The following is an 11,875-nucleotide window of genomic DNA, read 5'->3' as shown; positions in this document are numbered from 1 at the left end:
GGCACATCATAGTGGAAGGCAGCCGCTCTCAGGCCAGGAAGACGTGCTTGCCCGTGACCTCTGCGGGCTGAATCCGGACGAAAAGGTCACGCCCTCCACCTGCCCATGGTTCAACCAGGGCCTTTCCCCAAAGTTGGGTGAGCAACGCGGGCTCGACTACCCGGGAAAACGGTCCGCTGAACAGCACGGACCATCCTTCGCTACGATCCGACCGGAAATCATCCACCTGGAACGAAACCTGAAGTCTGGCGACGGGCGTGCCGATCATGCCATCCGCAGAGGTGCGGAAGTAGATGCTGTTCTCATGGACCAGGTAATTGACCGGCAGGATCATGACCCTGCCATGGTGCACAAAACCAACCCTGCCGGTTGTCCGTGAACGCAGGAGCTCCCAGCATTCCTCTTCCCCGAGATCCTCATTGACGTGCCGGGCTCCATCTATCCGGCCTGGTTCCATGCTGGGCAGGGTCATCGCTCATCCTTTCGTGGGGTGCGCCTTGGCTCTCTTCTTTGATTGAGAGCCTATGAAGCCCCACCCGGGAGGCGTAGGGCCAAAAGGCCCCAAGCTACGGTTCGCTCTGCCCCGATGCATCCTTATCCGGGTTGTGGACCACGAGCACCGGGCAATGGGCATGGGCCACACACGCCGAGCTGACCGAACCGAGCAGCAACCCTCCGAAACCCCCATGTCCGCGGCGTCCAACCACGATCATGTCCGCTTCGCGGCTGGCCTCAATCAAACCTTGCCTGGGATGATTCCGGACAAGGCGGGAGACAACGTTGTCCGGAAGCGCGGGCCCGAACGCCTTTTCGACAGCCTTGCCAAGGATCTCTCCTGCGGCTTTCTCGAAGTCCGTTATGCCCATGGCCACGTAGCCGTCGTAAACACGCGGATACTCCCAAAATGCTGTGGCTACCACCTCGGCGCCCAGGGGCCCGGCGAGCTGTTGGGCCACGCGGAGAGCCGTGATGGATGCCTCGGAGCCGTCAACTCCAACGATGATCTTTCCCGTCGAATCCTCGCGGTCCATGACCGTCCTTTCGCCGAACCAACCTTCCTGTCTGCTGCAAAATACCCTTGAATTGCCGACGTCGACCAGAGTCTTAGGTCACGATGCTGCGGTCCGGTCGTCCCGGGAGCCTTCCGAGCGAAGCTGCTCAATCGTCCGGCGAAGAGTGCGGATGATGTCATCGAGCTCCGACGTCAAATTTTCCATCCGGTCCAAAGCCGAGGGGTCGCCCATGAAGCGTCGCAGGTTCTGGATCCCCAGACCGGCAGCGAACAAACGCTGGATCACCAGATCGTGCAGGTCGCGGGCGATCCGTTCCCGGTCAGTCAGCAGCAACGACTGTTCCCGAAGCGCACTCACGCGTGCCAGATCCAAGGCAAGCCCGACCCTGCTGCCAAAAAGCTCACTTGATTCAATATCCGTACGCGTGAACAGCCGCCCTCCGGCGGGACGGGCCAGCAGCAGGACCCCGTTCTCGGTTCCCCTGTGCCCGAGCGCGAAAATCAACACCGGTCCCAGCTTGTCCGACACTTCGGTCCCGAACACCTCAACAGGGTCCCGCACGATGTCGGATTCCCCTGTGGCCAGTACCGAGGCCACGGCATCTGTCACCGGAAGTTCTTCCCCCGGGTAGACGCCTTGCACCCCGACTGCGGACCGGCAACGCAATACTCTGCCGCCCGCAGGCACCGCGACCACACCCAATGCTGAGTCGGAGGCACGCAGCGCCGCTTCCGCTACACGATCCAGATTGCCGCGGTCTTCGTCGAACTGGCTGGCAATCAAGCGGCTGCCCAAGTCAATTCCAGCTTCCAGCCATCGTTGCCGGCAGCGGCTCTCATCGAACAGGCGGGCGTTTTGGATAGCTACGCCGGCCGCCGCTGCCAAGGCGATCGCCAGCTCCTGATCTGCGGCCGAGAAATCCTGCCCGTTGCTTTTTTCCGTCAGGTACAAGTTGCCGAAAACGACATCACGCACCCGGATGGGCACGCCGAGGAAGGTCTTCATGGGTGGGTGGTTCTCTGGAAAGCCCACAGCCATGGGATGCCGACGCAAATCATGGAGCCGAAGGGGCTCCGGCTCCCGGATAAGGTGACCCAGTACGCCGTGCCCCGTGGGAAGTTCACCGATGGACCTGATGCCGTCGTCGTCGATGCCTACCGTAATGAAATGGCTCAAACGCTGGTCTTCGCCGATGACGCCCAAGGCACCATACCGTGCGTCCACCAGGACGCACGCAGACTTGACCACCCGGTCCAGGACAGCCTCCAGGCTGAGGTCCTCGGCAATCGACACGACTGCTGCCAGCAAATCGTTCATTTGCTCCTGGGCGTGCAACAACTCGTCGGCACGCTCTACGAATTGCCGGAGGAGAGTATCCAGGCGTCCATCGGCCGGAGGTTTCCAGTGGTGCTTGTCGCTCGTCATAGCCGGACTCCCTTGCAACGATCCGCCAGTGTCCTGTGGTTGAGTCTAGGGGAACTGGCCGAAGTGGGCAGGTAACCTTCGGCTTTGTTCGGTGCCTGTCTTGCGTGCCAACCTGGCGACGTTCCCTGTCTGTGTCATGGCAAAGACAGATCCCAAGGAGTGGGCACTCCAACAGAAGGCTCACATGCTGATTGCATGCCTTGCTCCCGCACTGGCGGACACGGCTGAGCCGGGCCTTCCAGCTCCCGGCCCGCTGTGACTTTTGGCCCTGTTTGAAGGACCGTCGGCCGCCCATGCTGGGACTGGAGGACAGGAGGCAAACCATGGAACTTTCCAACTTCGAGAAACTTGAATTGGACAAGATCGCCAAGGGACTCGAGGAAGAGGATCCCAAGCTGGCTGCGCTCATGAGCTTGGAGGACTTGGGACGAATCCGCTGGACGCAGACCGTGCGTGGAGTCCTCGTCGGACTGGCCGGACTCGGCTTGTTGCTCACCGGCGTCGCCCTCAGTGAACCGGTACTGGGAATAACAGGCTTCATGGTGATGGGCGGTGGCACCTTCTGGGCAACCCTCTTCATGGATGCCCGTCCCGGCCGCAGGAAGACAACCGCCTCCAAGCAACGTCAGGGAAAAGATAAGGAAACACCGTGAAAGCACTGATTGTTTACGATTCCGCTTACGGAAATACCAAGGCAATCGCGGAAGCGGTGGCTTCGGGTCTTGGCACCGCCAACGCCAGCACAGTACCAGTTGCCCGGTTCCGGCGTGCTGATCTCTCGGTAGGAGACCTGCTGGTAGTAGGAAGCCCTATTAATGGCTGGCGCCCCACTCCAAAGACCATGGAAACACTGACCGCCGTCGAGTCCGAGGGACTCATGGGGGTGTTGGCTGCTGCTTTCGACACCCGGGTCAAGCTGTTCATCCACGGTGACGCTGCCGGGAAGATTTCGAGGCACTTGAAAAAGGCGGGAGCCACTCCCGTCAGCAAGCCCATGCCTTTCTATGTCGGAGGCACTGAGGGACCCCTCCTTCCCGGCGAAACCGATCGCGCGAAAACCTGGGGCGCGCAGCTGCTGTCCCTGATGAAGTCCCAGGCCGCGAAGAGGAGCCAGTGATGGCCGGGCGTTTGGATCCCAGCAAGGTGATCGTAGGGGTCGACGGGTCTCCCGCTTCAGTTGAAGCCCTGCGTCAGGGCCAACATCTGGCCATGGCCCTCACTGCGCCTTTGGAAGCCTGGGCCTGTTGGGAATTGCCCGTTGGCTACGAGGCCTACCTGGCAATGGGGATCGACGGTTTTGCCCACGACGCCGAGCAGAACATGGAGGAGGCCCTCGCGAAGGCCTTCGGGGCGGACCTGCCGAAGAATGTGAGCAGGCGTCTCGTTCAGGGATCCGCACGCGCCGCTTTGGTGGAGGGAAGCAAGCATGCAGCGCTCGTCGTCGTCGGCCGCCGCGGACACGGGGGCTTTGGCGGACTCCTATTGGGCTCAGTGAGTTCGGCCGTCGTCGCCCACGCGCATTGCCCGGTAGTCGTGGTTCATACACACGAAACCACCCCCTGAGATGGAACCGGACCAGGCGACGCGGCTCACGGCAGCCGGCACGACCTGCCGGCGTTGGCGGCAACGGCAGCGGGACTTTGGGCCCTGTCGAGGCGGATCGCACCGCCATAGGATCGCGGCATGACAGACAACAACATAGTGCCTGAGGCAGAAGTCCTCGGAGCCGACGATTGCTGGAGGCTTCTGGGCGAAACACACGTTGGCCGTCTCTCGGTCATCGTGGACGGACACCCGGACATCTTTCCGGTGAACTTTGCGGTAGACAACGAGACGATTGTCTTTCGAACCGGGATGGGGACCAAACATCAGGCCATGGAAGCCGACTCCGTGGTGGCGCTGGAATCGGATTCGGTGAGCGGGGAGTTCGGCATCGCCTGGAGCGTTGTGGTGAAAGGTGCCGCCGAAGCAGCCGGGCCGGGCAGCCCCACCATGGACGAATTGCGGCGGGCCCTCTTCCCTTGGCAAGGAATTGGCCAGGACTTCCTCTATCGGATAGTTCCCCGGTCCATCACCGGCAGGCGCTTTGATCTTTCAGCACCGATGTCCCTGCAAACCCCGCTCGACGACGCCACGCGGGCAGGCTTGGAATAAGTCCCGGCCGTCCGCTATGCCCCTTCCTCTCAGGAAGCAGGCGACGTCCGGGCCGGTTCTTCCTTTGACGCAGCTTCCCTTGCGCACAAGCGTTCGGTGCACTGCAGTTAGCCCGCGCGTCGGTTGGTCCGGTTGTCTTTATTGGCTCTCCATGCGACTCCGAGGGGAGGCATGGATGGTGCCTGGGGTGCATGGCTCGGAACGTTCGCTCAGGGCCGTTGCCCGCGCCGCTGCCGAGTCAGACGAGGAAGGGCAAGAGCTCACCGTGAATATCGGGTGACCGCCGGGTCCCGCTCTTCACTGCCGGTGGAGGTCGCCACGGGTGAGGCTCCCGGTCTGTTCATGCACATTTTTGCTAGATAGACTTGCATCTTCAGATTAGAAGTAACTGAGGTGCGTGATGAACGGCTTCGACCAGCAGGCGCTGACGAGGGCAGCCATTGATCTGCTCGCCCTAAGTCCCGACGACGTTTGGGTCGCACAACTCGCCAACGGGGGCAATGCGAGCAGGGGGGAGATCGCTGCATATTGCGCTGCAGAGGCCGCGCTCAGCGGTGACGCCAGGGACGCGGTGTCTCAGGCCGTCAACGAACTGATCATGGATTTCGACCTGCCCCTGCGGGTTCCTTATAGCTTCGACCCGGAAACGGGAAGCGTCGAACCCCGGGAGTAGTTGCAGGCAGCCGGCTGTGGATGTTCCTTTTGTAGCGTCCGGACATCTGATGATCTGCCAGAACATGTGGGGCCTTCTGATCAACCAAGGATCTGCGCACCGGTAGTTCCTGCACCCGGCACTTGGAGGCTGAGGTACTAGCGCGCCGGTGGTGGTTTAGTGGCCCGCTTGTGGCGCAGTTCGATGTTGAGGGTTTCCTTTTCCACGAAGTCCAGGGCACTTCGCACCGCACCCATGGTCACCACGGAATCGCCCAAAGGCGACACTGCCAGCGACGGGACCGTAGCGGGAATTCGCGGGGAGCCGCACTGAAATTGGTTCGAGCAGGGCGCCGGCCGACCTGGCAACTGCACCACCTATCACCATAGGTTCGGGGTTGTGGATGGCGGCGACCGCTCCTTATGTCCCTCGCCATCCGGTCCGCCAGCCGTTCAAGAATCCACCGTGCCACGGCGTCGCCTTGGAGCGCGGCGGCGAAGACGTGTTCAGCCTCGACAGCTCCGGGACCAAAGCGCTCACTGGCCAGAATAACGACGACGACATCCACCCCGACCGCCGAACCTTGCCCGCGATCGCCCAAGGCCGCAAGGTTTCCGTCGTTGGCCAACAAAGTCGTTGGCCAACAAAACGGTCCACCCGTGGAGTTCCTTAAGGGCCCGATATCAGACCGACATCAAAAAGGGCCTAAAAAGGTTGAGCCACCAGAACATCACCGTTCCGGCTTACCGGAGCCGCGATTCCTGCGGAGTCGACACGGAGGGCGTTGCGCTCATTGGCTCTTGACCTCCCTCCCGCACAGGTCAGATACTACTTCAGGCACTAAATTTTGATCCCAAATAAACTTCGGAGACACAAAATGAATGCAAGCCCCGACCACTCAGGCAGCCACGCCATCGATGCCACGACAGATCGCTGGACCTCACTCTGGGAGCCGGCCGCCCGCCGCTACCAGCCTCTCGTCGATCAGACGACGCCGACTGTACCTCCCGCGGCCTCCCCGCTATCCGGCGCGGCAGCCCAGGCTTAGTCCGGACGAAACATTCCGGGCCACCCGGCGTCGTACGACCTCGGCCGCGACGGTGGGCCGCTTGTCCTCGCCGAGCCTTGCCCTCGGTTCGCCATTTCTACCTTTTGGTTCGCCTACAAACGCTTCCCGTCGAAGCCATTTGCTATTGCTTGATGATCCGTCTCCGCCTCTCTTGATGGATCGCCGTCAACGTCGTGCGGCCGCCCGAGTTCCCGCGGCGACGCCGGCAGGTGTCGGTATTCCCGGCCTGCAGCCGCCCATCCATGCTTGCGGCCGAAACGCCCCTTTAGGGGTCGCCGCTCCACCATCCATCACGGCGAACACCTGTGGACGCGTCGTTCCTCGCGAGCTTGCCCTTCTTCACTATTAATGATTCAGTAATACCATGTCCAGAATTCAGGCCCAACAGGACGCCCAGATGCTTCGGGCCGTCCTGCCCCTATTGACCCTCACTTTGATCGGCGAGAACGAATCTTATGGCTATCAACTTGTCGAACGGCTGGCCGGCCTGGGGCTGGACGTATCAACCGGATTGGTCTACCCCGTGCTTAGCAGACTTGAGCGCGATGGCCTGGTCAGCACGAGAAAAGTCACGTCCAGCAACGGGCCGCCCCGCAAGTACTTTGCACTCACTGCGGCCGGCACAAAAGCCAGGTCGGCCGCGAAAGAGCAGTGGCTCCTGGTAGCCGCGGCGGTCCACCAAGCAACCGAGAAGGAGCACCTCCAGCCATGACCAGCAGCACCCTGCAGACAGAGGATCCCCGCCCATCGTTTCCTGCCCGCCTACGTACGGAGACGTATCTTGCCCGTGTCGACTGGCACCTTGAGGCCGTCATGAACGGCAAGCACCGCAGGTCGACAATCAGGGAACTACGGCAAGCAATACTCTCCGATCCCCGCGGCATCGACGTAAGCCTCGACGACCTCGGATCGCCCAAGTCGCTAGCCCGGCAATATGGCGACGATGAAGACCTCCAACCTCTATGGTCAATCGGCGTCATCTCAGCAGGGTCGATGTTGTTCGCTTACTGGATCCTCTTCCTGACCTTTGCTTTTGGCATGCTGGCAGCGACGGACTCAAGCACACCCATGAAGGCGCACGCGGAATTCCTGTTCGTCGATGTCACCACCTTCTCTACAGCCGAGGCGGTTGGCATTGAGTGGACCAGCGGTTGGGCATGGCTGATCGTACCGGCGATCATCGGCGTCGTTTCTTTCTTGCTGGGCGCGCGCTGCTGGCGTCTTTTCGGCCGTTCGGGAAGACGTACGCCCTAGCGTCGCCACTGCGAGGTTCAGGACAACGGCGCCCGTACTGTCCGGCTTCCACGACGAGCCCGACATTTGTTACTGGTCCCGGCCCCTCACCAGTGAAGCCACGACTAACCGCTTCCCTGCAAGCGCGATACCCCATGGCGGCGCTGGTCCAGCCAGTCGACGCCCAGCCGAAGGCGGAACCGGAGCCTACAGCGGACGACCCCTCCACGATTCCTCGTCGACGCGTCTGACTTGCCCAGCCGGAAACCACTCCACATGATAAACGCGCCGGTCATCCACCCACTCAACAAGCCCAAAGGTCCTCGTATATTTGATGGCCCGGCCATAGATCTCCCCCACCCGGACCAGCGGCTGACTGCCAGGCTCCAACTCGATGATCTTCCCGTCATCAGGCCTGGGGTGGCTGTTATCGGCATCTATCTGCGCCAACATCCGGGCAAAGGCGGCGGAGTCTTGCTTCGGTCTCATGACAACAAGACTAGAACATATATTCGAATCAGGAATCCCTTTCCCGTACCGCACGACATCGGAGTGGTTGGGTTCGACAATTGGGAACTCTTCAGCACCACGTCCCACCCCCCGCTGACAACAGTGGACATGAACCTCGAGGACATGGGCCGCGCCGTGGCGGAGGAACTCCAGGAGGCCGTCTCGGTGCAGCCCCGGCCAGGTCGCCGTCGTCCGTGCTTCACCGTCCGAAGCTGTCCCGCAAAACGGCAGTTACCCGTGGAATATATTCTGAGCACACTCAGTTATGAGTACAGTCACCCGGGATCCCAAGGCGGGCACTTGCCAAACCTCTCCCGGAACCGTCCAGCCAGCTGGCCACGACGGTAACCACAACAGAAAGTTCGTGAAAATGTACTCACTCAAGGGAGCAGTTGTCCTCGTCACCGGCGCGAACGGCGGGATCGGAACCCACTTCGTCCACACCGCCCTGGCGCGGGGCGCCAGCAAGGTCTACGCCACCGCGCGAACCCCGCGCACCTGGGACGACAACCGAATCGTTCCGCTGACTTTGGACATCACGGACCCGTCGTCCATACAGGCCGCAGTCGAGGCTGCGCCCGATGCAACCGTCCTGATCAACAACGCTGGAGCATCCGTGGCCACCTCGGGCATTCTCAGCCACACTGATGCGGAGATCCGGGCCAATGTGGAGACGAACTTCCTGGGCCCGCTCTTCCTCGCCCGCGCGTTCGCGCCGATCCTGTCGGCCAAGGACAATGCTGCGATCGTCGATATCCACTCCGCCATGAGCTGGTACGCCGTCGGTGGCATTTACAGCGCAACCAAGGCCGCCCTGTGGTCGGCCACGAATTCGCTGCGCCTGGAGCTCGCGCCCGAGGGCGTCCATGTGGTGGGCGTCCATGTGGGGTATGTGGACACGGCGATGGCCGCACACACCACCGACCCCAAGATGGACCCGGCCGAACTGGTCAACAAGGTGCTGGACGCCGTGGAGGCCGGTGAATACGAGGTACTCGCCGACGAGACATCGGTCCAACTCAAGGCCGGGCTCAGCGCGCCAATAGAGGCGCTCTACCCCCAGCTCTCCCCCAGCAAGTCCCGGTAACAACAGCCGCGCCGTGGTGATGGATCAGCCCCATCGCCACGGCGCTTTCTCCCTTCACGCTTGACTACAAAACTGAGTCCACTCATAATTGAGTTAAATCACTTAGTAAAGGAGTACCGCGACATGCGCGCATTTGTTGTCACCAAATACAAGGAACCCCTCCAGGAAGCCGAAGTCGCCGAACCTGTCATAGGCGACCGTGACGTGCTGGTGCAGGTCCACGCTGCCGGGCTGAACCAGCTGGACGAAAAGATCCGATTGGGCGAGTTCAAGCAGATCCTTCCCTACAAACTCCAGCTGATCCTCGGCAACGACGTTGCAGGCACAGTGCTTCGCGTGGGACAAAGCGTGAAGGGATTCAAGCCCGGCGACGAGGTGTACGCCCGCCCCCACCAAGACCGCATCGGCACCTTCGCCGAACGGATAGCAATCGCGGAGGAAGACCTCGCGCTCAAGCCCGTAGCGGCCAGCATGGAGGAAGCCGGCTCGCTGCCACTTGTAGCGCTGACGGCATGGCAGGCCCTCGTAGAACAGGGCAATGTGCAACCAGGGCAGAAAGTTCTTATCCATGCCGGCGCGGGCGGGGTGGGATCCATCGCCATCCAGCTCGCCAAACATCTCGGAGCGACCGTTGCTACCACCGCCAGCAGCTCCAACGCCGGATTCGTCCGCGACCTCGGCGCCGACGTCGTCATCGACTACCGCAACCAGGACTTCGAAAAGCTTCTGAGCGGATACGATCTGGTGCTCGATAGCCTCGGAGGCGAAAACCTCCAGAAATCACTGCGCATCCTCAAACCAGGCGGGAAGGCGATAGGGATCGCCGGCCCGCCCGATCCGGCCTTTGCCCGCAGGGCAGGCCTCAACCCCGTGCTGCTCTTTGCGACCACTGCACTCAGCAGCAAGATCCGCCGGAAAGCAAGGAAGCTCGGCGTCAGCTATGAATTCCTCTTCATGCGGGCCAGCGGCGATCAACTTCGCCGAATCAGTGCCCTGGTGGACGACGGCGCACTGCGCCCCATCGTAGGGAGAGTCTTCACCTTCGGCCAAGCTCCGGAGGCACTGCAATCCCTGGCCGCAGGTGGCTTCCGAGGCAAAGCAGTTCTCAGCGTCACCGCCTGATCCACCGCTGCTATCCGCCCAGGAATTAATCCAATAACCCAGGAGAACCATCATCATGGACTACACCGACGCACCCAACGAGCCGGTCATCACCTCATATGCGGAGGCACCGGCCCGAACCATCACCGCCGGCGGCATCAGCTTCGCCTACCGCGAGCTTGGGCCCAGGGGCGGGATCCCCGTCATCTTCTTCGTGCATCTCGCCGCCACGTTGGACAACTGGGATCCCAGGATCATTGACCCCATTGCCAGGAACCGCCACGTCATCACCTTCGACCAGCCTGGAGTCGGCGCCTCCACAGGACACGTTCCCACCAGCATCGAAGCAATGGCCGACGACGCCTACACCTTCATCAAGGCCCTGGGCTTCACAACCATTGATGTCTTCTCCTTCTCATTGGGCGGCATGATCGCCCAGGACCTCATCTCCAAACACCCCACCCTTGTCCGCAAACTGGTCCTGACCGGAACCGGTCCCCGCGGTGGGAAGAACATCGACAAGGTGGTCCGTACCACCTACTGGGACATCCTGCGCGCGACCGTCACCCGTTCCGACCCCAAGGAATTCCTCTTCTTCAACCGCAACGTCGCCGGCAAGACCGCTGCGAAAGCCTTCATTAAACGCCTGCAGGAGCGGACCGGGAACCGTGACCAACCAATCACCACCCGCGCGTTCCAAACACAGCTCAAAGCAATCCGGAGGTACGGCCGCTCTGCCCCGTCTGACCTGTCCTTGCTCACCCAGCCCACGCTGATCGCCAACGGCGACAACGATCGAATGGTGCCTTCCAGGCTCTCCGAGGACCTTCACCGCCGCATCAAAGGTTCCCAACTGATCATCTACCCAGACTCCGGCCACGGCGGTATCTTCCAGAACCACGCCACGTTCGCACCCGCCGTCGTCGAATTCCTCACCCCCTGACCAGTACGCCGGTCAAGGCACTTGGCCCGCACTTCGATACACTCATTAGTGAGTCGAGTCATTTTGATTTCGGAGGAGCCCCTTGCCTGTCACATCCAAGCCTCTCGGACGGCGCGAGCGGAACAAGCAGGAGAAGCTGGACCGGATCACCGCCGCAGCCTCTGAACTCTTCGCCCAATATGGGGTGGAGGAGGTCACCACCCAGCAGATCGCCGACAAAGCGGACATCGGCACCGGAACCCTGTTCCTCTACGCCAAAACCAAAGGCGAACTGCTCCTCCTCGTTCAGAACGCCAACTACGCCGCAGCCCTCGAACGCGGCCGGGCCGCAGCGGAAGAAACTCCCGGCGCCCTGGATGCGGTGATGTCCATCGTGAAGCCGATCGTGGAGTGCAACCGAACCCAGGTAGACAACGGACGCTTCTACCTGCGCGAAATGGTATTCGGAGACCCCACAGAGCCGCACCACAGCGCAGCCCTGGCGATCGTTGGGGAAACCGAGGAAGCCATCGCCACCGTATTCACCCGGGAAGGACTGGCTGATGCCCAAGACGCCGCGACGAGAGCACGGGTTGTGTCTGCGGTCATGTTCATGACCATGGCAGCAAGTGACAAAACCGGCATTGACATCGAGGCCCTGGTGCAGGACATCAGGACCCAGATTCGGCTGTTGATACCACGCTGAAAC

At 61.5% G+C, this 11,875-nt stretch carries 18 protein-coding genes and 1 pseudogene; 13 read left to right on the top strand and 6 right to left on the bottom strand.

Annotated elements, in window-relative coordinates; genetic code table 11:
• Positions 1-28 precede the first annotated feature (28 nt).
• From ACNAOU_RS10140 to ACNAOU_RS10125, 4 genes and pseudogenes are all read right to left on the bottom strand, one after another.
• Entirely contained in the window at positions 29-472 is a 444-nt protein-coding gene (locus ACNAOU_RS10140; protein WP_079581283.1) for a pyridoxamine 5'-phosphate oxidase family protein, read from the bottom strand.
• Between the two features lie 94 nt (positions 473-566).
• Entirely contained in the window at positions 567-1,031 is a 465-nt protein-coding gene (locus ACNAOU_RS10135) for a universal stress protein (RefSeq protein ID WP_079581284.1), read from the bottom strand.
• Positions 1,032-1,109: 78 nt separating this feature from the next.
• A complete protein-coding gene (locus tag ACNAOU_RS10130) occupies positions 1,110-1,370 on the bottom strand; it encodes a histidine kinase (RefSeq protein ID WP_422758675.1) in 261 nt (86 codons plus the stop codon).
• Positions 1,371-1,880: 510 nt separating this feature from the next.
• Positions 1,881-2,330, bottom strand: a pseudogene (locus ACNAOU_RS10125) (GAF domain-containing protein); the annotation flags it as partial.
• Positions 2,331-2,761: 431 nt separating this feature from the next.
• On the opposite strand from ACNAOU_RS10125, the gene ACNAOU_RS10120 reads away from it, so the two are divergent.
• From ACNAOU_RS10120 to ACNAOU_RS10100, 5 genes are all read left to right on the top strand, one after another.
• On the top strand, positions 2,762-3,091 hold the full coding sequence (locus tag ACNAOU_RS10120) for a DUF3040 domain-containing protein (protein ID WP_160291498.1): 330 nt from the start codon (positions 2,762-2,764) through the stop codon (positions 3,089-3,091).
• Positions 3,088-3,555 (top strand): flavodoxin family protein, encoded by a 468-nt coding sequence (locus ACNAOU_RS10115; RefSeq protein ID WP_018778537.1) that lies wholly within the window; start codon positions 3,088-3,090, stop codon positions 3,553-3,555. The genes ACNAOU_RS10120 and ACNAOU_RS10115 overlap by 4 nt, the downstream gene beginning before the upstream one ends.
• Positions 3,555-4,001: a universal stress protein gene (locus ACNAOU_RS10110; RefSeq protein ID WP_039241036.1), complete on the top strand. Its 447-nt coding sequence runs from the start codon at positions 3,555-3,557 to the stop codon at positions 3,999-4,001. The genes ACNAOU_RS10115 and ACNAOU_RS10110 overlap by 1 nt, the downstream gene beginning before the upstream one ends.
• Positions 4,002-4,121: 120 nt before the next feature.
• Positions 4,122-4,592 (top strand): pyridoxamine 5'-phosphate oxidase family protein, encoded by a 471-nt coding sequence (locus ACNAOU_RS10105; protein ID WP_018778539.1) that lies wholly within the window; start codon positions 4,122-4,124, stop codon positions 4,590-4,592.
• A gap of 400 nt (positions 4,593-4,992) precedes the next feature.
• The gene (locus ACNAOU_RS10100; RefSeq protein WP_018778540.1) at positions 4,993-5,265 is read left to right on the top strand and encodes a hypothetical protein; all 273 of its coding nucleotides are present in this window, start codon (positions 4,993-4,995) and stop codon (positions 5,263-5,265) included.
• 137 nt (positions 5,266-5,402) lie between these two features.
• Here the strand turns inward: ACNAOU_RS10100 and ACNAOU_RS10095 are convergent, their stop codons facing one another.
• The gene (locus ACNAOU_RS10095) at positions 5,403-5,531 is read right to left on the bottom strand and encodes a hypothetical protein (RefSeq protein ID WP_422758579.1); all 129 of its coding nucleotides are present in this window, start codon (positions 5,529-5,531) and stop codon (positions 5,403-5,405) included.
• 590 nt (positions 5,532-6,121) lie between these two features.
• Here ACNAOU_RS10095 and ACNAOU_RS10090 point away from each other — a divergent pair.
• The 3 genes from ACNAOU_RS10090 (at position 6,122) to ACNAOU_RS10080 (ending at position 7,567) form a co-directional block, all read left to right on the top strand.
• Positions 6,122-6,292, top strand: coding sequence for a hypothetical protein (locus ACNAOU_RS10090; protein WP_413302177.1), 171 nt, complete (start codon positions 6,122-6,124; stop codon positions 6,290-6,292).
• A 385-nt stretch (positions 6,293-6,677) separates the two neighbouring features.
• Complete coding sequence (locus ACNAOU_RS10085) at positions 6,678-7,025, top strand: PadR family transcriptional regulator (protein ID WP_018778542.1); 348 nt, start codon at positions 6,678-6,680, stop codon at positions 7,023-7,025.
• The gene (locus ACNAOU_RS10080) at positions 7,022-7,567 is read left to right on the top strand and encodes a hypothetical protein (RefSeq protein ID WP_413302183.1); all 546 of its coding nucleotides are present in this window, start codon (positions 7,022-7,024) and stop codon (positions 7,565-7,567) included. The genes ACNAOU_RS10085 and ACNAOU_RS10080 overlap by 4 nt, the downstream gene beginning before the upstream one ends.
• 186 nt (positions 7,568-7,753) lie before the next feature.
• Here ACNAOU_RS10080 and ACNAOU_RS10075 read toward each other — a convergent pair whose 3' ends face one another.
• Positions 7,754-8,035, bottom strand: coding sequence for a hypothetical protein (locus tag ACNAOU_RS10075; protein WP_035733907.1), 282 nt, complete (start codon positions 8,033-8,035; stop codon positions 7,754-7,756).
• Between ACNAOU_RS10075 and ACNAOU_RS10070 the strand changes: the two genes are divergently transcribed.
• The 5 genes from ACNAOU_RS10070 to ACNAOU_RS10050 all read left to right on the top strand — a co-directional run bounded on the left by ACNAOU_RS10070 (position 7,967) and on the right by ACNAOU_RS10050 (position 11,872).
• Positions 7,967-8,404: a substrate-binding domain-containing protein gene (locus tag ACNAOU_RS10070; RefSeq protein WP_422758578.1), complete on the top strand. Its 438-nt coding sequence runs from the start codon at positions 7,967-7,969 to the stop codon at positions 8,402-8,404. The genes ACNAOU_RS10075 and ACNAOU_RS10070 overlap by 69 nt on opposite strands.
• Before the next feature lie 22 nt (positions 8,405-8,426).
• On the top strand, positions 8,427-9,143 hold the full coding sequence (locus ACNAOU_RS10065; protein WP_227453704.1) for an SDR family oxidoreductase: 717 nt from the start codon (positions 8,427-8,429) through the stop codon (positions 9,141-9,143).
• Positions 9,144-9,266: 123 nt separating this feature from the next.
• Positions 9,267-10,265, top strand: a complete 999-nt coding sequence (locus tag ACNAOU_RS10060) for an NADP-dependent oxidoreductase (RefSeq protein WP_413302190.1) — start codon at positions 9,267-9,269, stop codon at positions 10,263-10,265.
• A 55-nt stretch (positions 10,266-10,320) separates the two neighbouring features.
• On the top strand, positions 10,321-11,187 hold the full coding sequence (locus ACNAOU_RS10055; RefSeq protein ID WP_413302193.1) for an alpha/beta fold hydrolase: 867 nt from the start codon (positions 10,321-10,323) through the stop codon (positions 11,185-11,187).
• Between the two features lie 82 nt (positions 11,188-11,269).
• Entirely contained in the window at positions 11,270-11,872 is a 603-nt protein-coding gene (locus ACNAOU_RS10050; protein WP_422758577.1) for a TetR/AcrR family transcriptional regulator, read from the top strand.
• Positions 11,873-11,875: the final 3 nt, after the last annotated feature.

It is taken from the genome of Paenarthrobacter sp. C1, assembly GCF_049315185.1.
Classification (GTDB): Bacteria; Actinomycetota; Actinomycetes; order Actinomycetales; family Micrococcaceae; genus Arthrobacter; species Arthrobacter nicotinovorans.
Note: the sequence above shows the minus strand (reverse complement) of the source record. Positions and strands in the feature narration are given on the sequence as shown.